Here is a 22,125-nt window from a genome sequence, read left to right as displayed (position 1 = left end):
CACCGTCCTTCCGGCGGACCGGCCGAAAGTAGGAGCCGGTCGCGCATGATCTGTCTTTCGTCCGATCCGCCGCGAGTCGCCGCGCAGGAGAGTCGTGGTCACCGGGCGGCGTTCGCCGTTCATCACGCAAGACGCAAGGACCACGTCATGATCACGGCCGATATCACCCTAGTGGGGAGCCCCGGGGGGTTCGGATCCCGCGTCGGCCGGGAGCTTGGTGGCAGCCGGGGAGGCTGCCCGCGCGGCTGCTTTGCGGGCGCTGCTTTCCGGGCACTGCGCGGCAGCCCCCGGCCGGCCGCTCCCCCACACGGCATGCCCGCCCCACACGTACAGGAGCCACACATGGAGCACAGGGACCACGCGGAGATGCGGCACGGAATCGGGCCGGGGTGCGTACCCCCCGCCGGGGAGCCGGCGATCGAGGCCCGTGGGCTCGGCAAGAGGTATCGGCGCGGCTGGGCCCTGCGGGACGTTTCCTTCCGGCTGCCGGCCGGGCGGGTGTGTGGCCTTGTCGGCCCCAACGGCGCAGGCAAGAGCACGCTGATGGGTCTGGCCACCCGCATGGTCCGGCCGACGACCGGCGCCCTGCGGGTGTTCGGTGCGGCTCCGGGGTCGGCGGAGGCGGTCCTGCAGACCGCGTTCCTCACTCAGGAGAAGCCGCTGTTCCGGCGCTTCACCGTGGCCGAGACCCTGCGTCTGGGCCGTGAGCTGAACCCCCGCTGGGACCAGGAGGTCGCCGAGGGCATCGTCCACGCGGGCCAGGTGCCGCTGAAGGCGAAGGTCGGCACACTGTCCGGCGGTCAGCGCACTCGCGTCGCCTTCGCCCTGGCCTTCGGGAAGCGCCCTGACCTGCTGATCCTCGACGAGCCGATGTCCGATCTGGATCCGCTGGTCCGCCGCGAGCTCATGGCCACACTGACGGCGGAGGCCGCTGAACACGGCACGACGGTCCTGGTCTCGTCACACATGCTCGCCGAGCTGGAGTACATCTGCGACTACCTCCTCGTCATCGCGAACGGCGGTCTGCGTCTCGCGGGCGGGGTGAACGAACTGCGCGCCGCCCACGCCCTGTTCACAGCCCGGGGGGACGGGTCGCTCGCCGCCGTCGCACCGCACACGGTCATCGACGCGCGCGGCGGCGAGGGCAGGCCGGGCGCCCTGGTGCGCCTCGGCGGGCCTGTCGAGTACGGCGGTCAGGCCGAGTCCCCCACCCTGGAGGAGCTTCTGCTCGCCTATCTGCGCTCACCCGACGCGCCGCCGCTGATCGCCCCCAGCGCCAGGATCGGCGACATCCACGACATCATCACCCGCGATCAGAAGAAGGCTGTGACCGCATGACCACGCTCACTCCTGACCCGGTCCGTTCGGCGCGCGGTGGGCGCGCACACAACGGGCGGGGTCCGCGGCTCGGGGGTCCGGCCTGGCTCATCCTGCGCCAGCACCGCGCGGCGTTCTGGACCCTCTTCGCCCTCACCCTCCTCTGTGTGATCGCCATGGTCTGTCTGCGCGGGCAGATGATGAACTACCTGGACGCCCTGGGCTCATCCCAGCGGAAGGCCGGCAGTCTGCCGCCGGATTTCGAGAAGTACTCCAACCGCCTGTCCGGTTTCGGGGGTTACCTGGGCTATCTCCCTGTCCTGGCCGGGGTCTTCCTCGGCGCTCCGCTGATCGCGGGTGACCTGGAGACCGGCACGGCCAAGCTGGTGACCTCGCAATCCGTCAGCCGGCTGCGGTGGCTCGCCGCGAAGCTCGCCATACCCGCCGTGCTGATCGCTCTGTCCGCCGCTGTGCTCGGCGCTGTGTTCAGCTGGTGGTGGCATCCGGTCAAGACTCTTACCGATCAGGTGGAATGGACCAGCGGCACCTTCTTCGATGTCACAGGGATCATGCCGGTGGCCTACGCGCTGCTCACGTTCGCCGTGGGTGCGGCGGTCGGTATGCTCCTGCGCCGCACGCTGGTGTCGATGGTGGTCACTCTGGGTATCGTCGTGGCGATCGGGGTGGTCTGGGACCGGTTCCGGCTGGACCTGGGGCATGTCCTGTCGGTCAGTACCAGCAAGGGTGTCGGCCCCGGAGCCAGGCTCCCGAAGCTGCCCGCCGAGGCGGTCCAGCAGGGCCGGGGTACCTACTTCCTCACCAGCTCCGGAGGCCGTCTGGACTGGACCACCTGCCTGGACGCACCGGACAACGAGAAGGCGCACACCGCGTGTCTGGAGTCCAGGCACGTCATCGGCTGGTCGATGGACTACCTCCCCGTCTCCCAGATGCACACGATGCAGTGGCTCGGAGCGGGCATCATGCTCACCCTGACGGCCGCGATCGCCGCCTTCGTCATCCTCTGGGGCCGCAAGCGACTCCTGTGAGGGGGTGCGGGGGCGGCGCGTGGGATGCGGGGGTCGCGGGCGCTCCCTGGGCGCGGGGTTGCGGCGGGGGCCGGGGGGCGGCGCCCTCGCACGGCGGGGAACCCGGGGCCGGGTCCGATCCTCGGCGGCGCCATCGTGATGCTGCTCGGCAACCCGCTTGCGGGCCTGGCCACCAACCCGCACCCGCAATAGGGGTGCGGGTGCGGCGTGTCCAGCCGTCGGTCCGTCGGTCCCGGAAGTGCGGCGGCGACCGTGCCGAGCGTGCTGCCTCGCACTGCCGACTGGGTTCGGCTGCCAGGGGCGGGGAGGCATTCAGGTCATTGGGTCCCGCGTGTGCGGCCTCGCGGCCGGATCACACCTGCCGGTTCGGCAGCACGATCACTTGGCGCAGGTTGACGTGCGCCGGTCGGCTGACGACGTACCCGATGAGGTCGGCGACATCCTCCGGTGCCAGGGTGCCGATCGCCTCGTACATGCCCCCGAGTTGTGACGACAGTTCCTGGTTGTCGAGGTGTTGATCGAGCTCGGTCTTGGTCAGCCCTGGCTCGATGTTGGTGACGCGGACGTCGCGCGTGCCGAGTTCGGTGCGCAGTGTTGCCGACAGGTGGGTGAGCGCGGCTTTGGTTGCCCCGTACACGGCGTACTGGGGGAATGTGACGTGCGCGCCGTTCGAGGAGATGTTGACCAGGTCGGCCGGCCGCTGCTCGGCCGCCGCGGCGACGAGGTCGGCGGTGAAGGCGCGGATGATCCGCAGCGCACCCGTCAGGTTGGTGTCGATCATGCGGGACCACTCGTCGATCCGGCCGTCGTCGACCGGGTTGGGCAGCATGACGCCGGCCGAGTTCACCACCAGGTCGACCGGACCGTATGCCTGGTGGATCCGGTCGGCGGCTGTGTCCACGGAGGTGCCGTCGGTGACGTCGACCGGTACAGCCAGCGCTTGTCCGCCGGCTGCGGCAATGCTTTCAGCGAGCTCGTCCAGCCGGTCCGCGCGGCGGGCCAGCAGCGTCACCCGGGCGCCGTTCGCCGCGAGCAATCGGGCGGTGGCCTCCCCCATGCCGCTGGCGGCTCCGGTGACGACTGCGGTACGGCCTGCGAGGTTGTCGTAGCTCATGCGGCATGCTCCCTGAGGTGGTGGTGGCGGGTATGTCCTGCTGACGCCCTTCACTGTGCTGCCGGTCGCGACGGCCGCCCGGGGTGGTGCTGTTCCTGGGTCTGCTGCTGCCTGTACCAGGCTCGGGTGCCACCCGTGATCGGGGCTGCTGTCATAGATACAGGTCCGGGCGGGTACCTGCAGTCGCGCCGCGCCCGGATCCAGCCGGGCGACGTGGGCCTGCCCTCACACGGGCTGCCCGCCTCGGCAACGTCCCGACACAGTGCTCGGCGTCCTGTCGACGCCGACGGTCATCCGTACGACATTGCGCCCGGCGTACACTTCGACGGCGATGACCTGGGGAAGTGGCTTCAGTGGCAGGAACTGGCCGGCAGCTGGGCGCGGCCCAGCAGGGGCGGCGGTGAAGTTCGGCGTGCGGCCTGCTGAGGCGTCTTTTCTTCCACCGGCTGGTGAGCGGGCGGGCCGCGGGGAGCCGGCCAAGGGTCAACAGGCCTTGCGGTGGGGCCTGGCAGCGTTGGCGCAGTGGGTGGGACGAGGAGGCGCAGGCCGGCCGGTGCCACGTGATCGCAGCGGGCAGATCGCAGGTGGCGGTGAGAGGGAGTCAGTGGCCGTGAAGCTGGGCGCAGGGGTCTTTGACTCCAGATCCCGGCGGGGCGGGCTCGCCCGGGGGCAGTTGGATGCTCTGCGGGTGCTGGGCGTGGGGTGGGCAGCATGACCGCCGGTGGCGAAGGGCGCGAGGCGCGGCTCGCGGCGCCCGAGGTCAGTGTTGAGACCGACGGGCGGCTGACCGTACCCGCTGGCCACGTCACCGCGCTCCTGCGTTCCATCGCGCGCAGCTGGAAAGCCGGTACATGTGACGGGATTCCCGTACTCGTTGTCGAGGACAGTGCGGACATCACTCTGGAACCCGTGACCGTCCGCGCCCTTGCCGGCGCTCTCATCACGATTGCCGACGAACTCGACGTCCAGTACATCCACATCACTACCCACACCTCACACACCGAGTAGGGCTGGGCCTGTCCCCGGTGGTTGAGGGGGTGTTTCGGGAGCGGTTCCCGGCGGGGTTGGGGTTTGGCGTCAGTGGACGTCGAAGTCTGTGGAGTGGTTGTTGCGGGAGGCTTCCTTCTCGCCTGCCGTCTTTCCGGTGCATCGGAGGAGGGCTTCGCCCTGGCCGGTGTCTTTGCTCGGGCCGGCGCGGGGAGCCAGTCCGAGCCGCACTTCGGCTCCGGCTCCGGCGAGCGATCGGTCTGTCGGTCGGTCGGTCGGTCGCAGAGTTCGCAATCGGTATCCGCCGGCCCGGCACTCATCGGCTGCTCAGCACCGGGATTCGGTGAGGGGCCGAAAGCGGCTCCCACGCGTCCTGAAGCACCGCGGCCAGCCGCCGTACGCCCTCGGTGACGTGTTCGGGGGTGGGGTAGCAGAAGGAGAGGCGCAGCTCGCGGCGGCCGCGGCCGCCGGTGTAGAAGCCAGTGCCCGGCACGTAAGCCACACCGGCGGCGACCGCGGCGTCCAGCATCGCTTTGGTGTCCAGCGGCTCCGGTAGTGAGACCCACACGAAGAAGCCTCCCTGCGGTACGGTCCAGCTGGCTCCGGGCGGCATGTATCGCTCCAGGGCCCGCAGCATCGCGTCCCGCCGGGAGCGGTACATCGTGCAGGTTTCCACCAGTTGGGCCTGCCAGAGCTGGGTGCGCAGGTAGCGGTCCACGGTCATCTGTGTCAGCGGGGACTGTGAGAGCATCGCGCTCTCCGCGGCGAGGACCAGTTTCTCGCGTACTGCCGGGGGTGCCAGTGCCCATCCCACGCGCAGGCCGGGGGCCAGTGTCTTGGAGAAGGAGCCGAGGTAGATCACCTCGTCCGGGGCGGACGCCCGCAGGGGCCGCAGCGACTCGCCGTCGTACCGGAGCAGCCCGTACGGGTTGTCCTCCAGCACGAGGACGCGGGCCCGCCGGCACACCTCCAGTACCTCTTGCCGGCGTCGCGCGCTCATGGTGATACCGGTCGGGTTGTGGAAGGTGGGGATCGTGTAGAAGAGCTTGGCCGGTCGTCCCTGTGCGGCGAGGCGCGCGAAGGTTTCCGAGAGGGCGCCCGGCAGTACTCCCTCCTCGTCCATCTCTACTTGTGCCACGCGTGCCTGGTGCGCGGCGAACACCGCGAGCGCGGTCACGTAGGTGGGGGCTTCGGTCACCACCGTGTCGCCGGGGTCGACGAAGAGACGTGTGACCAGGTCGAGTGCTTGCTGGGATCCTACGGTGACGACTACGTCGTCCGGGTCCGCGGCCACTCCTTCCAGCGACATCACTTCGCAGATGCTTTCCCGCAGGCTCGGGTCGCCCTGTGCCGTCCCGTACTGCAGTGCCGTTTTTCCGTGTGTGGTGAGGAGTGCGGCCACCAGGTCCGCCATCACGCCGGTCGGCAGAGCGCCGACGTCGGGCATGCCGCCGGCCAGGGAGATGATCTCCGGCCGTGCCGCTACAGCGAACAGGGCCCTGACTTCGGAGGGCACCATCAAAGCCGTGCGGGTGGCGTAACGGGACTGCCAGGGGTCATCCGTTGTGTGCATGCGAACTCCTCGAGCCGGCGTGCGGGGCGGCTGGAAATCGGGAACGGGAGGGTGGGAGGGGAAGGGATGTGGGGTGCGGCGTGCGTCAGTCAGAAGTGAGCCGGACGAGCATCTTGCCGCTGTTCTCGCCCCGGAGCATGCCTGTGAACGCGGAGACGACGTGGTCGAAGCCGTCGATGACGGTCTCCTGCGAAAGGACGCGGCCCTCCTGCAGGTGCGGGATGAGGAAGTCCTCCAACTCGTGTCTGCTGTCGCGGTGGTTGCGGACGAGGAAGCCCTCCAGCGTGATGCTCTTCTCGACGATGTCGAAGAGGTTGCGGGGTGCGGGCGGCGGCTCGGTGCTGTTGTACTGGGCGATGGCGCCGCACCATGCGATGCGGCCGTATTCGCGCAGTGATGCGATGGCGGCCTCCAGGTGCTCCCCGCCGACGTTGTCGATGCAGACGTCGATGCCGTCGGGTGCCGCCTGGGCGAGCTGGTCGCGCACCGGGCCGGCGTGGTAGTCGAAGGCGGTGTCGAAGCCCAGCTGGGTGAGGCGGGCGGCCTTGGCTGCCGAGCCCGTACTGCCGATCACCTTGCCCGCACCACGCAGCCGGGCCATCTGGCCGGCTGCGCTGCCGACTCCACCGGCGGCTGCCGAGATGAAGACTGTCTCACCCGGGCGTACTTTGGCGATCTTGGTCAGTGCCACGTAGGCGCTCAGCCCGGTGCCGCCCAGAATGCCGAGCCATGCGGTCAGTGGCACCCCGGTGTGTGGCGGCAGGATCCGGGCGTCGTCGGGTCGCACGACGGCGTGGGTTCGCCATCCCTGGCGGTGCTGGACGATGGTCCCTTCGGGGAGCGAGGGGGTGCGGGAGTCCACTACCCGCCCCAGGGAGCGCCCTTCCAGTGGGCTGCCGAGCTGCCATACCGCGTCCATGTTCTCCCGCATGTAGGGGTCGACGGACAGATAGAGGTTCTCCACGAGGGCTGTCCCGGGTTCCGGGACGGGAAGCGGGGACGAGACGAAGGCGAAGTCTTCGGCGACGGGCATGCCGTCGGGGCGGCGGGCCTGGTGGACGGCGAGCATGGTGGGCTTCATGATGTGCTGCTCCTGTTGTGCGGGGGAAGGGTGCTGGGGCCGGCCGGCCGGTGGGGGGTCAGTCGTTGTCCCAGCGCCGCAGGGTGGGCAGGGCCAGCAGGACGACGGCGAGGTTGAGGACGGCGCCGACGGTCCATGGGGCGACCAGGCCGTAGGAGTCGGCGACCATCCCGCCTGCCAGGGCCCCCAGGGGTATGGCTCCGTAGGCCAGCATGCGTCCGGCGCCGCTGACACGGCCCAGCAGTGCGTTGGGGGTCAGCCGCTGTTTGAGCGTGCCGGAGACGACGTTCCAGACCGACAGTGACGCCGAGCGGAGGGTGAAGAGTGCGACCACGACGAGGGCGCTGCGGCCCAGGACTCCGATGGCGAACCAGATGAATGGGCCTGCGAGCTGGACGGTGAGCGCTACTGCGCGTCCGCCGAAGCGGTCCACGAGCCGTTTGGATGCCAGGCCGCCCAGCACTCCGCCGACCGCCATCGCGGCCAGCAGCAGCCCGTAGCCGCTGTCACCCACGTGCAGTATGTCGCGGGCGAAGAGAACGAGTGTGGAAAGGGCCATGGTCTTGCAGAAGTTGCTGGCGGCCGCCATCAAGGACAGGTTGCGCAGTAGCCGGTGGCCCAGGAGGAACCGCAGGCCCTCGGCGGTGCCCGCGAACAGTGAGGCGGGGGCGTTCACGCGCTCCTGCCGGGGCAGTCGGCGGATGCGCAGGACGAGCAGCAGTGACGTCAGGAAGGTAAGGGCGTCGATCCAGAAGGGCAGTGGGAGCCAGAAGGCGAACAGGGCGGCGCCGAGAGGTGGCCCGGCGAAGTCCCGGGTGACTGATTCGGTTGCGATCTGACGGCCGTTGGCCGCTTCCAGCAGGTCTGACGGTACGACGTTGACCACCAGGGCCTGATTGGCGCCGCTGAACAGGACGTCGCCGGTCCCCACTCCGAACGCGAGTACGTAGAGGGGCCATACCTGGTGCAGGCCGAGGGTCGCGGTCAGTGCGATGCCGGCAACGAGCAGGCCCTGGCCGACCTGCGCCGCTACCATCAGCCGGCGGCGGTCGAAGCGGTCCACGATCGTGCCGCCGATCACGGCCAGCAGCAGCCATGGCAGTCCTGCGGCCAGCGTGATGCCGGAAATCAGCCGCGGATCGTCGGTGAGCCGGTGGGCCAGCAGGGGCAGAGCGGCCAGGAGCGCGCCGTCGCCCAGGGTGGAGACGGCGCCGGCCGACCACAGCAGGAACCAGTCACGTCCCATCCGGGGGCGCCGGTCCTGAGTCGGGGCGCCGGCCGATTCCGGCGCGGTGGTGGTCACTGTGTGTCTCCGTGGAACACGCCGGCTGTCCGTGTCGCGGGGTGGGCGGTGATGCCGATGACCGGGCTGAGGCCGGACGGCAACGCTCTCGCGTAGGTGCCCGCGTGTCCGGCGGGGGTGTAGAAGAGTCCCCAGGCCGTCTGCCACAGATGTTCCTGGCCGGTGGCCGGGTCGGTGACCGGCTCCGGGCGCGGGACCACACGGCGCTGCACCACGCACCCGGCTTCTGCGCCTTCGTGCAGGACGCGTCGCCAGTCGTCCACGGCGGTGTCCCAGCCTGCCACCACGCCGCGTCCGCCGAACTCCGCGTCGGGCTTGACCACCAGGTGTTCACGCTCGTGCCGGCAGTAGTCCATGAGTGTCGAGTCGCGCAGGTCTTCGGGGGCGCCCAGGCGTCGCGTCCACGGCAGGGTTCGCTCCACCACGGCCCGGTCCTCGGTGGAGAACGCCTGGGTGTGGCGGGGGTCGGACAGCAGTGCCATGCCGCGTTTGCCCGCGAAGAGCTCGCTCTCCATCGGTATCCACAGGGCGGCCAGTCCTTCACGGTGGGCGTGCAGTACAGGGGCGATCAGGTCCAGCCCGTCGGGTTCCGCCAGCACCTGCTCGGTGTTGAAGCACCGGAAGATCACATCGACGGGTGTCCCCGCCAGCGCCAGGCGGTTGCCCTGCAGCCGCAGGCCGTCCAGTTCTCCGATGTGGCACTCCAGGCCGTGTCGGCGCAGCATGGATCGCAGCGGCCGCCAGGCGGTGCCGTAGCGGGCCAGGCCGCCGGGTCCCTCGACGAGCGCGATCACCGGGTCGCGTCCGGGCGCCACGGCTGCTCCCGCTGTGCGAAGGGCTGTGGCCAGCTGTGCGCCGGTGTCGGTGTGTTGCAGTCCGTGGTGGTCGGCGAAGGCGGCGAACTCGGGGTCGCCGAGCAGTGCGCGGGGTATCTCGCCGGCGCGGTCGACACCGCCGACCGCGCTGGCGAGCCCGAATTCCAGCAGTCGGAAGGAGGTGCCGTCGTGGTACATGTCGGCCCGCCCGTACAGCGGTGGGGCGCCCCCGCCGCAGTGCCGGGCGAGTTCTGCTCGAGGTCCCTCGATGCCGGCTGCTGCGCAGTACCGGTCGAGGTCTCCGTCGAACAGGCGGTGCGGGAGTGAGGTGAGCAGGCGCAGCATGTGGTGTACGTCGTCGGCGAACGTTCGCAGCTGCCTGCGGTCTGCGAATACCGGGCGGGAGAGGAACTGCCCTGCCCAGTCTTTGAGTTCGGGGGCCTGTTCGGCGCGCTGCATGGCGTGTGCCAGTTGGCTTCCGGGGGTGTTGACGGCCTGTTGGTAGGCGTGTGTGAGGGGGTCGGTCGTCACGGTCCGATCCGCGGTGGTCGCGATCATGAGACGGGTTCCAGTCGGTGGTCGATGACGGTGGCGAACTTCCCGCTGACGGCGTCGCGGGGCAGGTCGCCCTCCTGGAGGCATTCCACGCGCAGGGCGAAGACGTCGAGGCCTGCGTCGAAGTCGGTCGTCTCTCCCAGTGAGGCGAAGCGTTCCAGCAGGTGGGAGCGCACCTTCTCGGGGTCGGGCTGGGGGTCGGACTCGGTGCGCAGCACCACTGTCTCCCGGTGTCCGTCGGACAGGATCTCCACTTGGAGGCGTGCGATGCCGAATGGTGTGAGGGCGTCGAGGAGTTCGCCGTGCAGCACGCGGCGGCCCATGATCTTCAGGAGGCCGTCGGAGCGGCCTGCATACTCCAGGACGGGGCCCGAGACGCCGCAGGGGCAGTGGTGGTGGCGGAGGCGGCCGTAGTCGCCTATGCGGTAGCGGATCAACGGGCCTTCGGTCTTCTGCAGGCAGGTGACCAGCAGATGGCCGAATTCTCCGTCGGGTACCGGTCGTCCGTCGTCGTCCACTGTCTCGATGAGGTTGTAGTCCTCGCACAGGTGGTGGAGGGAGCCGCCCATGGCGGCGCACTGGTAGCCGAGCTGGGCGCCGTCGTTCGCGGCCAGGATGCTGGAGATGATCTCGGTGCCCAGTTCGCGGCGCAGCCAGTCCTTGTCGGTCTCCGCCATGGGTGTGCCGCCGTAGATGACCTTTTGCAGCCGCAGTTGTGGCCGGCGTGCCTTGGCCTGGCGGAGCAGGGGCAGGAGCAGGGCGGGCTGTCCCAGTACGGCGTTGGCGGCGAAGCCTTCGCCGGTGAGCATCAGCAGGTCGTCGACGGTCACCAGCTGGCCGGTGGTGTAGCACTGCACCGGCATGAGGGAGAGTTCGCACACGGTGGTGACGAGGCCGCCGTACAGGCCGCCGCCGAAGAGGGTGTTGACCAGCCGGTCGCCTTCGGACAGTCCCAGTGCGTAGAACAGTGGGACTGCCTCGCGGACCATGTTGGCCCAGTCGCTGCGGGAGTAGACGACGTAGCGGGGTGTGCCGCTGGATGCTCCGCTGCGCAGTACTTCGCCGCTGGGGGCGGCGTCGGTGGACAGGCCGCTGCCGTGGGGCAGGGAGTGTGCTTCCAGGGCTGTTTTGTCCAGAACGGGCAGCGTGTTCAGGTCGGCGCGGCCGGTGATGGGGGGCAGTCCTGCGTAGTGGGTGGTGTGTGAGGCGCGTCGTACCAGGTAGCGGAGTTTGGCGTCGATCCTCGCGTCCGCCGCGTCCGCCGGTGTCTGGCTGCGGGCTGCGGGGAGGGATACGCCGTGGTGGTGTGTACGGCGGGAGAGCTGGCGGGTCCAGGCTGCGTCGCGGTCTGCGGCCCACAGGGCCCGTCCCAGTGCTTTCTCGTCCGTGACCAGGTTGGCGGGGAGGTGGATGCGTAGTGCCGACGGGTCGTCGTGCGCTGGTGTCACCAGCGTTTCGGATACGGCTGGGGTCTGGTGCGCCGTGCGGAGGCCGTCGGGCAGTAGTGCTGCGTCGGGGACGCGTATTGCTGTGCCGTCCGTCTCGCCGGTGTGGTCCGTGGCGTGGCCCGGCGGGAGGCGGTGGGTGCGGCCGCGCAGATCCTGCAGGAGTGCGTTCCAGAAGGGGATCCGGTTCGCGGGGGCGTGGACGACGACTGTGTTCCCGGTGGCCCAGCCCAGCAGCAGGCCCCGCAGGGTGTTTCCGGGGCGTATGTCGTCCAGCACGACACGGCCGACCGGTGACCATTCCACGACGTCGCCGGTGGCCGGCAGGGGCTGCCATGGGTACTGGCTCAGTCCGTCGAAGAGATCGTCGAGTGTCCGGGTGAGGGGGTCGGGGGCCAGGAGCAGGGCGAGAGGGGTCAGGTCGTGCTGTGCCAGGAGGGTGGCGAGGGGGCCGGTGGGTGCGGTGTCCAGTTCGGCGCGGGCGTCCTCGACGGCGAGCAGCAGGTCGGTGGGGTGGTGGATCACAGTGTTGTGCCTCCCTCGACCGTGATGGAGCGGGCGCAGTCCTCCAGGAATTCCCGCAGGAGGGCGGAGTCGTGGTGTGAGGCCTCTACGAAGACCGGTGTTTTCCATTCCTGGTAGGTGATCTCGGTGGGCAGGGGGGTGCCGGGGGCGAGGACGTGCAGGCGGTCCATGCAGGGGTGTTCGCGCAGCCGGCGGGGTACGGCGATGTTGTGGTCGCCGCCTGGTGGCAGGTGGTGGCCCGGAAGGACGAGCCAGCCGTGGTAGCGGCCGCTGGGCTGCTGTGCCGGGACAGGGTTGAGGCCGAGCCGGGCCGCGATTTCCCAGGACGGCAGGTGGACGCCGGTGTGCCGGTGGTGGGCGGTGATCACGCCGGCCCCTCCGACCCGATTGCCGATCTCCAGGAACACCAGGTCGTTGTCGGGTGTCTCGAAGAATTCGAGGTGCACGCAGCCGGTGGTGATGCCCAGGGTCTCCACTACCTGGGCGGCGAAGGCGTGGTGCCTGGGTTCGTGGGGCAGTTGGTGTGAGCCGAGTGGCTTGCCGTCGGCGAAGTCGACCGGTTTGCCGACGTATCTGCTGGTGACCAGGGAGGTCAGTGATCCGTCGCGGACTACGGCGTCGGTGTGCAGGATGTGTCCGTCGATGTGCTCCTCCAGCTGGTAGTCCAGCCGGTCCTGCAGTTTGCGGTATGCCGCCAGTGCTTCGCGGGCCGTTTCGTACACGCTCACGCCCTCGCTGGACGCGCCGCGGCGTGGCTTGAGTACGGTGCGTCCGCTCCACGGCAGCGGGCCGCAGGCGGGGGGGTGCGGCACGAATCGCGGTACCCGGATGCCGGATCCCTCCAGCGCCTGTTTCATGGTCACTTTGTCGCGGACCTGCTCCAGTTGTTGCAGGCAGGGGCCGGGCAGGGCGAGGTGCTCGCGTACCCGGTGGGCGAGGAGGATGCCGAACTCCGACAGTGAGAGCACATCGTCGTAGCCGTCGGCGCGGGAGGTACGGGCGATGATTGTGTCTGCGACGTCCTCGTCCTGGGGGATTTCCATCAGGGTGCAGGGCAGGTCGGTGGGAACGCGTGCGAGCATGCTGGCTGAACCGGCGTAGGTGATCTCGTGCTGGTGGTGGTCGAGTGCCCGGTGGTACTCGACCTTGCGGTAGGGCACCTGGTGAATGACGAGGATCTTCATGGTCGGTACTCCAGAGTCGTGACGCCCCAGGTGAAACCCATGGCACTGGTGGCCAGGAGGATGAGGTCGCCGGGCCGAAGGCGCTCCTGGTCGAGGAGGTCCCGGAGCGCGATCAGGGTGTCTGCCCCGCCCATGTGACCCAGCCGGTGGTAGTTGAAGACGCTGCGTTCCTCGGGAATCCCGAGAGCCTGCAGGAGCCGCAGGTGCATGGTGCGGTCGCCTTGGTTGATCAGGAAGTGGTCGATGTCGCCGGGTTTGCGGCCCAGGGAGGCGAGGCTGTCGTCGACGAGTGCGGTGAAGTTGTCGACGTAGGCCTGTGCCAGGCCCTTGCGGTGGGGGCCGCGGCGGATGATGACGTCGCCGTCACGGCGCTCGCCGTAGTAGTAGTCGCTCCAGCTGGGATCGGTGCGGGTGGCGGTGTGGAGGAGGGGGAGGATCCCCCCGTCACGCGCCAGCAGAACCGCTGCAGCCGCATCACCGAAATTGAAAAGTGCCTTGGAGCCGGGGTCACCCTGGTCCACCATTCTGCTGAGCCGGTCGGCTATCAGGACCAGGGCGTGGCCGTCGTCGCCCCTGCGGGTGAGCGCGTCGGAGGCGATCTGCAGTGCCGCGGTGCCGGCGTTGCAGAAGTTTGTCACTTCGAAGCAGTGCGCCGTCTCGATGCCGAGTGCGTGTGCGACCTTCGCGGCGGGCGACCAGAACGGCAGGTCCCACTCGCCGGAGCCCGCGAAGATCACCTGTTGTATGGAGGAGGCGGCGGCGGGTGACCGGTCGAGCAGCGCCCGTGCTGCGTCCAGCGCCAGGCGCCAGGACGGTTCGTTCTCGCCGAGGACGGGGAACGTCTCGCAGTGTGTGACCGCGCGGATCTCCTCGATGCCGAGACCCGACCCCGCGTGCAGTGCACGGACGCTCACCTGCGACGCGGGGTAGCGGATCTCGATGTCGGTTATGCCGCCCACTGATCAGCCGACACGATGCTGACGCGGTGGACGGTGCGCGAGACACCCGGCTCCACGGCGGTGGCCGCGTGGTAGGTGGTGGCGGTCTTCCACAGCACCAGGTCGTTGGGGGTCCAGCGGTGGACGTAGACGTGGTCCGGGTCCTGGATCAAGGAGTCGATGAGTGAGAAGAACTCCTCGTTCTCGTTGGCGTCGAAGCCCACCACGGAGTGCAGGTACTCGGGTGCGCCGTACAGGTACTCGTGGCCGCTGTCGGGGTCCTTGCACACCAGCGGGTGTTCCACCGGCGGGTGCTCCTGGGCGATGACGGCGCGCAGTTCAGCCACCGAGAGGCCGGCATGCTCGGCACGGATGCGGTAGCGCTTGGCGACCGAGTGCAGTGCCGTGCGCCCCGCGATGCGGGCCTTCCACTCGTCGGGAAGGCGGTTGTAGACGTCCACGGCGTTGGCGTAGAGGGTGTGGCCGCTGGTGCTGGGGGCGTTGACGCCGTGCAGCAGGGTGTAGGGGGCGGGGTCGGCGACGTAGCTGGAGTCCTGGTGCCAGAAGTTGCCTACGCGGGCGACGCCCACCGGCTTGTTCTCTCGCATTTCGTTGGAGGAGATCATGATCTCCTCGTGGTCGGGGTGCCGGTACCGGCTCATGAGGAAGGGGACCGGACGGCCGATGCGGCGGGCCAGTTCTATCTGCTCGGAGGGGGTGATCTGCAGGCCCCGCACGACGACGAGTTCGCGTTCGGCCAGGCGCTCGAGCACCGAGTCGAAGACCTCGTCCTGACGCAGGTCCTCGATGGTGGCACCGGTGATCTCGGTGCCGATGAACGGAGTGAGGTCACGCATGTCCATGGTGGGTTCTCCTGGGTAGTGGTCCGGTGGGCAGTGGTGCGGCGCACGGAAACGTGGTGCCGGCAACGGCCTGGCGGACGCTGCGGCGGGAACGGTTTCAGCTCTCGGACAGGCAGGTGCGCAGGGCACTGGCGAAGTCGTCGATCTGCTGGGGGGTGCGGAAGGGGGCGACGGTCACGCGGAACCGTTCCCCGCCCTTTGGCACGGAAGGGAAGTTGACGGGCTGTACATAGATCCCGTACTCGTCCAGCAGGCGGCGCGAGACCTGGCGGATGCGGGCGCCGCCGGGAACGAGCACGGGTACCAGGTGGCTGGGTGCGTCGATGAAGTCGATGTGCGCCCGGCGCAGGGCCTGTTTCATCCGTGCCGCGTTGCGCCGCAGGTCACGGCGGAGCCGGGCGTCCTGTCGGATGATCTCCAGGCTGGTGACGGTGGCGTCGAGGCTGGAGCGCGGAATCGTGGTCGTGAAGATGAAGCCCGGTGCGTGGGAACGTACGTAGTCCAGTGCGGTGTCGGGGCCGGCGACGTATCCACCGGTGGTGCCGACGGCTTTGCCGAACACGCCCTGGACGAAGGTGACCCGGGTCTCGCCGGTCTCCTCGCACAGGCCGGCGCCGGTGGGCCCGTTGGTACCGATGGCGTGGGTCTCGTCGAGGTAGGTCAGGGCGTTGTAGCGCTCCGCGAGGTCGCAGATCTCGCGCAGCGGTGCGTAGTCGCCGTCCATCGAGTAGACCGACTCGAAGACGATCAGTTTCGGGCGCTCGACGGGGTGGCCGGCCAGTGCCCTCTCCAGCTGGCCGAGGTCGTTGTGCGGGAAGACGTGTTTGTCGGCGCCGGTCCGGCGGATGCCTTCGATCAGTGACCGGTGGTTGAGAGCGTCGGAGAAGACCACCATGTCGGGCACTGCGCCGATCAGCGTGCTGAGTGTCTCCAGGTTGGCGATGTAGCCGCTGTTGAAGACGAGGGCGCGTTCCTTGCCGTGCCAGCTCGCCAGTGACGTCTCCAGTGCGACGTGGGCCTCGCTGGTACCCGCGATGTTGCGGGACCCCCCGTTTCCGGTGCCGTGGCGGAGGGTGGAGTCGACCTGCGCCTGGATGACTTGCGGGTGCTGGCTCATGCCGAGGTAGTCGTTGGTGCACCACACCTGAATGCGCCGGTCCTTGTGGATGGCGTGGCCGGGTTCGTCGGCGAGGTAGGAACACGCGACGAAGTCCCGGTAGAGACCGGCTGCGCGGAGCTGGTCGAGATCGTGTCGGAGCGTGTCGAACGCGGGGTGGGGGCGTACTTCGGCCAGGGCCGTGGTCATGCCGTTCCTTTCGCTGGCGGTCCGCTGGGCAAGGAGAGTCACGGCCAGTCGATTTCGCCAGTGGTGGTGTCCTGGGCGGCGGCTGCCGACGCCTCGTGCTGCGGACTCGTCGCGTAGGCCGCGTGACCGCCGGCCTGAACGATGACGAAGAGGCCGAGAGCGATCAGTACACGCCGTACACGCTGGCTGGATCTCATGGTGTTTTCTCCCGTTGTCTGTTCCGGGTCTGCGTCGCAGGTCCCGAGCCCGGCGGACTGCCGGACAGGGCGCTCACGAAACGTGTTCGCTCCGTTGCCCTCGATGAGGAACCTAGACCGCCGAATCGACCGTTGGCAACCCATGCCAAAAGATTGTCCAACTTGGCAACAACCTAGGGAACTGTGAATAGCTACACCCAGAGCGTGACCATGGGCGGCCCCGGAGGAGGCGGCGAGGATCCTGGGTTGCCAAGACAGAGACAGCAAGTTGCCAATGCTGCGCCAGTCGATTAGCCTGAGTGACTCCACAATGCGACTCAAAGGGGAGCCTGCATGTGCACGGCGCACCTCACCCGGCGCACAGGTGTAGCGGCCGGGCCGGGCAGCCGTCATCTGCAGATGCCCAGAAGCGAGGGGCCCCAATGGTGAACGAAGATCGTGGTGCCGCACTCCACCCCGTGGTGGCACGAACGGTCCACTCCTGGGGGCAGCCGGGCTTCGGGCGAAGACTGAAGTCGTTGCGCGTCGAACGCGGCCTCTCGCAGAAAGCGCTGGCGGGCGAAGGCATGTCCACGGGATACCTCTCACGGCTGGAGCGCGGCGAACGCCCGCCCACCGAGAGGGCCGCGACCTATCTCGCCGACCGACTGGGCGTCCCTGCCCGGGACTTCGAAGAGCCGGCCATGCTCGCCGCCCCGACCGACCTGCCGTCCCTGCTGGCCACCGCGGCATCCACCACCGAGGCCGACGTTCCCCAGCTCACCCGGTCCCTGCGCGAAGCACTGGGCTCGGACGAGAACCACAGCCCCGAGCTTCGCTGGCAGGCGCTCTGGCTGCTGGCACGGTACGCGGGCCGAAACGGCGAACACGAGGAGGAACTGCAGCACCTGCGTGAGCTCACCGAGCTCAGCGACGGACTGCCCCGTCCCGAACTACGCGTACGGGCCCGCACGCAACTGGCCCGATGTCTGCGCGGCTCGGGGCAGGTCCAGGAGTCTCTGCGCTACGCCGCGGGGGCCGCCCGGACAGCCGCCGAGCATGACCTGCCTGCCCACGAGCGCGTCAGTGCCCTTCTGGCACTGGTATCGGCCGAGGCCGAGGCCGGGCGGCTGCCGGAGGCAGCGGCACACGCCGACGAACTCCTGGAACTCGCCCCGCAGACCTCGGGCACACTGCCGGCAGAAGCGCGGTGGACATGTGCCATGGTCCGGGTCCGCCAGGGAGACCACACCACCGCCCTGAAACTCCTCGAAGAAGCGCTCGCCGGCCTCGACAGCCACGACGATCTGCTGCTCTGGCTTCGCCTGCGCATGGCCGCCGCATCCATGTACCTCCAGATCAATCCGCCCCACACACACGCCGCGGCCGAACGCCTGCGGGAAGCGGAGATGGTCATCGGCCTCGTGGGGACCGAGCGGCACAAGCAGGAGCTGCTCTCCCTCCGTGCCCGCCTGGCATTCGACGAAGGCCGCCTGGACGACGCCCGCACACTGTGCCGGCGACTGGAGAAGAACAATCTGCAGCTGAGCTTCCGCGACCGCATGCGCCTGGACATCCTCCGGTGCCGCCTCATGATGATCGACGGCGATACCGACCGCGGCGTGGCCCGCCTCCAGGCCCTCGCCACCGAAGCCCGCGACGCCCTCAACATCGACCTGGCCGCCGACATCTGGCGTACCCTCGCCGAAATTCTCGGCGCCCGGACGGCCCCGCACGCCCGGTGAAAACCGGTCCGCTGAGCCGCCGTCACCCGACAGGACCACCCGCCCCCTGCTGTTCCGGACACGCGGTTCAGCAGGACCGGCCATGAATCACACAGGCTGCCTTCAGCTCCGCAACGTAACGTACGGATGATCTAGGTCCGGACGGGACCGCGGACCCAAGCTCTGCCCGGCATCGGCGAAGGGCCGGCGGTCACGCCGGCCGGGCTCCGGTCGCGGCGCAGCGTCAGTCCGCTTTCAGCGCCGCGACGGCACCGCTGCCGCCGCCGGGACGATCCGGGGCGGCGAGGGCGCCGTCACCAACGTCCTGGCCCGCAACGACTAGTGGCACGTGTGCGGTCCCGGCGCCGTCCCCCTCCCCCGGCTCCCGAGGTCGTCGCAGCGGCCCTTTGCGAGGCGCGGCCACTGACCGATGGGGCGTCCGCCCGACCGGTCCGATACGGGTGGCCAGCCCGGCGGGCCGCCCTGCGTCCGCACGTTGGAGCACTGCTGGGGCCAGCCGGCGGGCGAGTCCTCCCAGCCTTCCTGCCGTCCGTAGGCGGTGAGGTCCATCAGCGCGTAGCTGTAGTCCATGGTCTGCACGCCTCGGCGTGTGGTCCAGTACGTCTCGAACACGCGGTCGCCGTCCCGCAGGTAGCACACCAGGTGGAACAGGCCCAGCCGGCGTCCCACCAGCAGCGCGTCGAGGGAGGGCTGCGCCGAGTACCAGGGCATGTCCCAGCCCATGAAGTCGCGGTAGCGGACGCTCTCGTCGTACGACGCCCGGGGCTCTCCCCCGCCGGCGGAGACGTTGCGCCCCTGGCAGAAGACCGCGTAGGTGATGTCACGGGAATGCAGGTAGGACAGCTCGGTGACGTGGCTGGTGTAGAAGGTGCAGCCTTCGCACTGCTCGGGTGCGGGCCGGCCCGGGTTCCACATGAAGTAGTAGGCGATGAGCTGTCGGCGTCCTTCGAACGCGTCGAGCAGGGTCAGCGGCCCACCGGGTCCGATCAGCCCGAGACTGGCGTCCACCTCGACCATCGGCAGCCGCCGGCGGGCCGCTGCGATGGAGTCGCCTTCGTGGGTATGTGCCTTCTCCCTCACGCGCAGCGCGTCCACTTCGGCCTGCCAGGCGGCCCGTTCGACGACCGGGGGCAGCGCGGGGCTGGCGTCGCCGGGGGCCGGCGTCGCGGTGGACTTCGAGTCATCGTTCATGATCGCCTCCGTCTGCGTACGGCTGTACGGGGGCCACGCGGCTGCGCCGGCAGTGATGGATCCTGGCGCCGGCCGAGCCGGGCCGGGCTGTGCCCCCGTGCTCCCTTCTGTCTCTTCGGCCGTTGCGGCGACGGGCTTGAGATGCGCGCCGTATCCGGAGCGTCCCGGGAGGGGCAGCGGGAGGGCCGCCGCGGGGCCGCGGCCCGCGCTGTTCCCGCCCGCGGCCGCTCGTTCACGCCCGTACGTCATCCCAGGTGCCTGGCGCGTGTCCTTTCGACGGCCGGGGACGAGCGGCGGGAGAGGCCGGGGACCATGGTGCGCACATTGCCGGACGACAACGGGCCGGGGCCGCGCGGGGCGCCGGCGGGCTGGTCGGGACTCATGAGGGCTCCGAGGGCCATGCCGAGCTGGAAGCGGTTGTCCACTCCGAGGCGGTCCATCAGGGAACGCAGGATGTTGGTCACCGTCCGGGGGCTCACGCCGAGCCGGCTCGCCGCGCTGGAATCGGTGCAGCCCGCCCGGAGGAGCGCGATGAGTTTGCGCTGGCGTTCGTCGAGGTGCAGTGCCTGGGGGTGCGGGCGGCTCCTGGCAGCGTTTGCCCCGAGTGTCCAAAACCGCGCAGGGACCGCACTGGAGATCGTGTTCTGAGCTGTCACTGCCTCACGTCCTTCGGGTAGGCCATCGACTCGCTCACCGTGGCAGGCAGCGATCGCCACCCGATCCGCGCCGGATCAGCGCCGGATCAGCGCGGAATCAAAGACGTCCGGTCCGTGTCTGCTCGGCCCGGCGTCACGAGGTGTGGAGCCGCCCGGTCATGACAGGGGCGGTGTGCCGGGCGGGGCGGAGCCGCCGAGTGCGGTGAGGGACAGGGGCTCGGCGGCCGTGGGCATGCGGTCGATGCGGGCGCGGCGGGCCAGTTCCACGAGGTCCTTCGGGGTGAGAGCGTCGAGCCGGTGGCGGGCTGCGTCCAGCAGGGCCGCGGCGGTGTCCTCCACGTCCTGGTCGCTCAGCGGCAGCCGTTGGCGGGTGACGCCTTCGCCGATGCCCTCGCCGAGTGCGGCCGACAGGTCGGCGGTGGCGACCTCGCGGACGGTCAGCGAGAGGTGCACGGAAAGGCCTTCCTGGCCGGTGGCCCGGTGCGCGAATCCGCGGGGTACGTAGAGGACGTGTCCGGGGCTGAGGACGTGGTCGGCGATCTGCGCGGGCTGCGGCTCGTCCGCGGTGATGCGTCCGGCGTGCCAGTCGGCTCCGGCCGGTCCCTCGTGGACGGCCCAGCGCTTGGACCCGGCGATCTGGAGGACCAGTACGTCGGCGTCGTCACGGTGCAGGGGCAGCCCGGGGCTGCCGGCCGGGGTGATGAAGCAGAAGGACTCGATGGGCCGGCCCATCTCCTGCGCCAGTGCGGTGATGAACTCCCTTGTCGGGGCGTGCCATTGGTCGAGACTGCGCAGCAGCAGCGTGGCGCCCTCGTCCAGCAGGGTGCCGATCTTTCCGGTGTCGACGAAGCCGTCGGGCTTGTCCCGGGCGACCGTACGGCTGGTGGTGTAGTGGCGTCCGGAGAGCATCTTGCCGTCCGCCCACATCTCCGCATAGGGCGTGCGCAGGAATCCGGTGGCCAGTGCGGTATCGACGTCTTCGAGGGTGAGGGGCGGGGCAGGAGCGGGGTCGGGGGTGAACACTGCGGGGTGGCGGCGCCAGTGGGCGGCGAAGAAGTCGCGGACGTCGCCGACCCAGGGGGCGAGCAGGGATTCGGTCACGGTGGTGGGCTCCTTGTCAGCGGGTTGTGGGGTTGGGTGGCGGGCCGGTCGCTGCCGCCCGCGGCGGCGCGTGCGGCCGGCGTGCCCGGGTCAGCCGGGGAGGGCCGCTTGCGGCCACTGCCGGCAGGCGGCGTCCACCAGTTCCGGGGAGACGACCGGCCCGTCGACCAGGAGGAACCCGCCGACCGGGCAGCGGACCATGGTCAGGCCCTGCCGCTCCTCGACCACCGTGCGGGGCAGGGCCGGCCCGCGGCCGAGGAAGAATCCGTAGCGGGTGCGTGGTGCGCGGTCCGCGCCCGTGCTGCGTCGCGCTGTCTCGGCGGCCGCCGGTTGTGCCAGGTCCTGGGCGAGCCCGGCTGCCGCCCGGCATCTCAGCTGTGGTACGGCCGCCACGGCTTCGGCCAGGCGCAGGAGTTCCGGTGCGAGCCGCCACTGCGCTGCCGCCCGCAGCAGCGCGGGGCGGCCCGCGTCGCCGGTCGCGTCCATCAGGACAGCGGCGTCCAGAACGTCGCGTCCGCGCGGTTTCTGCTGGAACAACTCCTCCGCGATGCACAGGAGTTGTGTGGCCTCGGGGTTGTCGGGGTGTCCCGGGCGCAGGGGGACGGTGGAGTTGTCGCCGGTGAAGGCCGCGGTGACGAACTCCGCGGCGTAGGGGTATTCCAGGTCGGACTCGGGGGCCGGCCAGGTCAGGGCGACGGCCCAGTCGCGGCGGCCGGGGCTCTCCAGCAGGCTCATCGCCGGCTCGGCGCCGGGGCGGGCCGCGTCGACGGCGGCCACGGCCGCCCACAGCTCGTCCTCGTCCGGTATCAGCAGGTCGACGTCGTGGCTGGTGCGCAGGATGCCGTCCGGGTAGCAGTGTTCCACCGCGGCCCCCTTGAGGACCGTGAGGTGCGCGTGCTCGGCTGCGATGCCGGTGAGGTGTGCGTATTCGGTGCGGCGGGCGTTCGCGGCGGCCAGCTGGGCCTTGCCGGTGGCGCCCAGTCTCAGTCCCTGCGCGTGGACGAGGGTGAGCACCGTGGCGGCCAGCCGGTTCGTGCGGGGCTGGGCGCGTTCAAGTACCAGGCCGGGCAGGATGTCGGGGCGCAGTCCCATGACCGCCCGGACGGACTCCAGCGACAACTGCACGTTTACTCCCGGGAGTCGTTGAGGGGGCACGCCGTGCGCGGGCCGGAGCCGCATCGCTCCTGCCCGTCGGGCGGGAAGT

19 protein-coding genes are annotated in these 22,125 nt (G+C 69.8%); 4 read left to right on the top strand and 15 right to left on the bottom strand.

Going from position 1 to position 22,125, the window contains the following annotated elements:
• Nucleotides 1-342 precede the first annotated feature (342 nt).
• Nucleotides 343-1,338: an ABC transporter ATP-binding protein gene (locus OG584_RS34835; RefSeq protein ID WP_405773718.1), complete on the top strand. Its 996-nt coding sequence runs from the start codon at nucleotides 343-345 to the stop codon at nucleotides 1,336-1,338.
• Nucleotides 1,335-2,363 carry an ABC transporter permease subunit gene (locus tag OG584_RS34830; RefSeq protein ID WP_405773720.1) on the top strand — a complete coding sequence of 343 codons (1,029 nt, stop codon included), beginning with the start codon at nucleotides 1,335-1,337 and terminating at the stop codon, nucleotides 2,361-2,363. Before OG584_RS34835 ends, OG584_RS34830 begins: the two co-directional genes overlap by 4 nt.
• A 352-nt stretch (nucleotides 2,364-2,715) precedes the next feature.
• On the opposite strand, the gene OG584_RS34825 is transcribed toward OG584_RS34830, so the two are convergent.
• The gene (locus tag OG584_RS34825; RefSeq protein WP_405773722.1) at nucleotides 2,716-3,477 is read right to left on the bottom strand and encodes an SDR family oxidoreductase; all 762 of its coding nucleotides are present in this window, start codon (nucleotides 3,475-3,477) and stop codon (nucleotides 2,716-2,718) included.
• A gap of 711 nt (nucleotides 3,478-4,188) precedes the next feature.
• Here OG584_RS34825 and OG584_RS34820 point away from each other — a divergent pair.
• Nucleotides 4,189-4,485, top strand: coding sequence for a hypothetical protein (locus OG584_RS34820; RefSeq protein WP_405773724.1), 297 nt, complete (start codon nucleotides 4,189-4,191; stop codon nucleotides 4,483-4,485).
• Nucleotides 4,486-4,780: 295 nt separating this feature from the next.
• Here OG584_RS34820 and OG584_RS34815 read toward each other — a convergent pair whose 3' ends face one another.
• The 10 genes from OG584_RS34815 to OG584_RS34770 form a co-directional block, all read right to left on the bottom strand.
• Nucleotides 4,781-6,037 carry a PLP-dependent aminotransferase family protein gene (locus OG584_RS34815; protein ID WP_405773726.1) on the bottom strand — a complete coding sequence of 419 codons (1,257 nt, stop codon included), beginning with the start codon at nucleotides 6,035-6,037 and terminating at the stop codon, nucleotides 4,781-4,783.
• Between the two features lie 85 nt (nucleotides 6,038-6,122).
• Nucleotides 6,123-7,118 (bottom strand): NADP-dependent oxidoreductase, encoded by a 996-nt coding sequence (locus OG584_RS34810; protein ID WP_405773728.1) that lies wholly within the window; start codon nucleotides 7,116-7,118, stop codon nucleotides 6,123-6,125.
• Nucleotides 7,119-7,176: 58 nt separating this feature from the next.
• Complete coding sequence (locus tag OG584_RS34805; protein ID WP_405773730.1) at nucleotides 7,177-8,421, bottom strand: MFS transporter; 1,245 nt, start codon at nucleotides 8,419-8,421, stop codon at nucleotides 7,177-7,179.
• A complete protein-coding gene (locus OG584_RS34800; RefSeq protein ID WP_405773732.1) occupies nucleotides 8,418-9,794 on the bottom strand; it encodes a hypothetical protein in 1,377 nt (458 codons plus the stop codon). Before OG584_RS34800 ends, OG584_RS34805 begins: the two co-directional genes overlap by 4 nt.
• Nucleotides 9,791-11,761, bottom strand: coding sequence for a phenylacetate--CoA ligase family protein (locus OG584_RS34795; RefSeq protein ID WP_405773734.1), 1,971 nt, complete (start codon nucleotides 11,759-11,761; stop codon nucleotides 9,791-9,793). Before OG584_RS34795 ends, OG584_RS34800 begins: the two co-directional genes overlap by 4 nt.
• Nucleotides 11,758-12,945, bottom strand: a complete 1,188-nt coding sequence (locus OG584_RS34790; RefSeq protein ID WP_405773736.1) for an acetyl-CoA carboxylase biotin carboxylase subunit family protein — start codon at nucleotides 12,943-12,945, stop codon at nucleotides 11,758-11,760. The genes OG584_RS34795 and OG584_RS34790 overlap by 4 nt, the downstream gene beginning before the upstream one ends.
• The gene (locus OG584_RS34785) at nucleotides 12,942-13,904 is read right to left on the bottom strand and encodes a 3-oxoacyl-ACP synthase III family protein (protein ID WP_405773738.1); all 963 of its coding nucleotides are present in this window, start codon (nucleotides 13,902-13,904) and stop codon (nucleotides 12,942-12,944) included. Before OG584_RS34785 ends, OG584_RS34790 begins: the two co-directional genes overlap by 4 nt.
• Entirely contained in the window at nucleotides 13,892-14,746 is an 855-nt protein-coding gene (locus OG584_RS34780; RefSeq protein WP_405773740.1) for a TauD/TfdA dioxygenase family protein, read from the bottom strand. Before OG584_RS34780 ends, OG584_RS34785 begins: the two co-directional genes overlap by 13 nt.
• 97 nt (nucleotides 14,747-14,843) lie before the next feature.
• Nucleotides 14,844-16,052 carry a 5-aminolevulinate synthase gene (gene hemA, locus OG584_RS34775; protein ID WP_405773742.1) on the bottom strand — a complete coding sequence of 403 codons (1,209 nt, stop codon included), beginning with the start codon at nucleotides 16,050-16,052 and terminating at the stop codon, nucleotides 14,844-14,846.
• A gap of 38 nt (nucleotides 16,053-16,090) precedes the next feature.
• Nucleotides 16,091-16,249, bottom strand: a complete 159-nt coding sequence (locus tag OG584_RS34770) for a hypothetical protein (protein ID WP_405773744.1) — start codon at nucleotides 16,247-16,249, stop codon at nucleotides 16,091-16,093.
• 422 nt (nucleotides 16,250-16,671) lie between these two features.
• Between OG584_RS34770 and OG584_RS34765 the strand changes: the two genes are divergently transcribed.
• Nucleotides 16,672-17,973: a helix-turn-helix domain-containing protein gene (locus tag OG584_RS34765; protein WP_405773746.1), complete on the top strand. Its 1,302-nt coding sequence runs from the start codon at nucleotides 16,672-16,674 to the stop codon at nucleotides 17,971-17,973.
• 318 nt (nucleotides 17,974-18,291) lie between these two features.
• On the opposite strand, the gene OG584_RS34760 is transcribed toward OG584_RS34765, so the two are convergent.
• The 4 genes from OG584_RS34760 to OG584_RS34745 all read right to left on the bottom strand — a co-directional run bounded on the left by OG584_RS34760 (nucleotide 18,292) and on the right by OG584_RS34745 (nucleotide 22,046).
• Entirely contained in the window at nucleotides 18,292-19,164 is an 873-nt protein-coding gene (locus OG584_RS34760; protein ID WP_405773748.1) for a DUF899 family protein, read from the bottom strand.
• Between the two features lie 245 nt (nucleotides 19,165-19,409).
• On the bottom strand, nucleotides 19,410-19,820 hold the full coding sequence (locus tag OG584_RS34755; RefSeq protein ID WP_405773750.1) for a helix-turn-helix transcriptional regulator: 411 nt from the start codon (nucleotides 19,818-19,820) through the stop codon (nucleotides 19,410-19,412).
• Nucleotides 19,821-19,976: 156 nt separating this feature from the next.
• On the bottom strand, nucleotides 19,977-20,921 hold the full coding sequence (locus OG584_RS34750; RefSeq protein WP_405773752.1) for a JmjC domain-containing protein: 945 nt from the start codon (nucleotides 20,919-20,921) through the stop codon (nucleotides 19,977-19,979).
• A gap of 90 nt (nucleotides 20,922-21,011) precedes the next feature.
• Complete coding sequence (locus OG584_RS34745; protein ID WP_405773754.1) at nucleotides 21,012-22,046, bottom strand: hypothetical protein; 1,035 nt, start codon at nucleotides 22,044-22,046, stop codon at nucleotides 21,012-21,014.
• Nucleotides 22,047-22,125: the final 79 nt, after the last annotated feature.

It is taken from the genome of Streptomyces sp. NBC_00859, assembly GCF_045161865.1.
Lineage (GTDB): Bacteria > Actinomycetota > Actinomycetes > Streptomycetales > Streptomycetaceae > Streptomyces.
The sequence above is the reverse complement of the archived record's forward strand: the minus strand, read 5'-3'. Positions and strand labels throughout refer to the sequence as shown.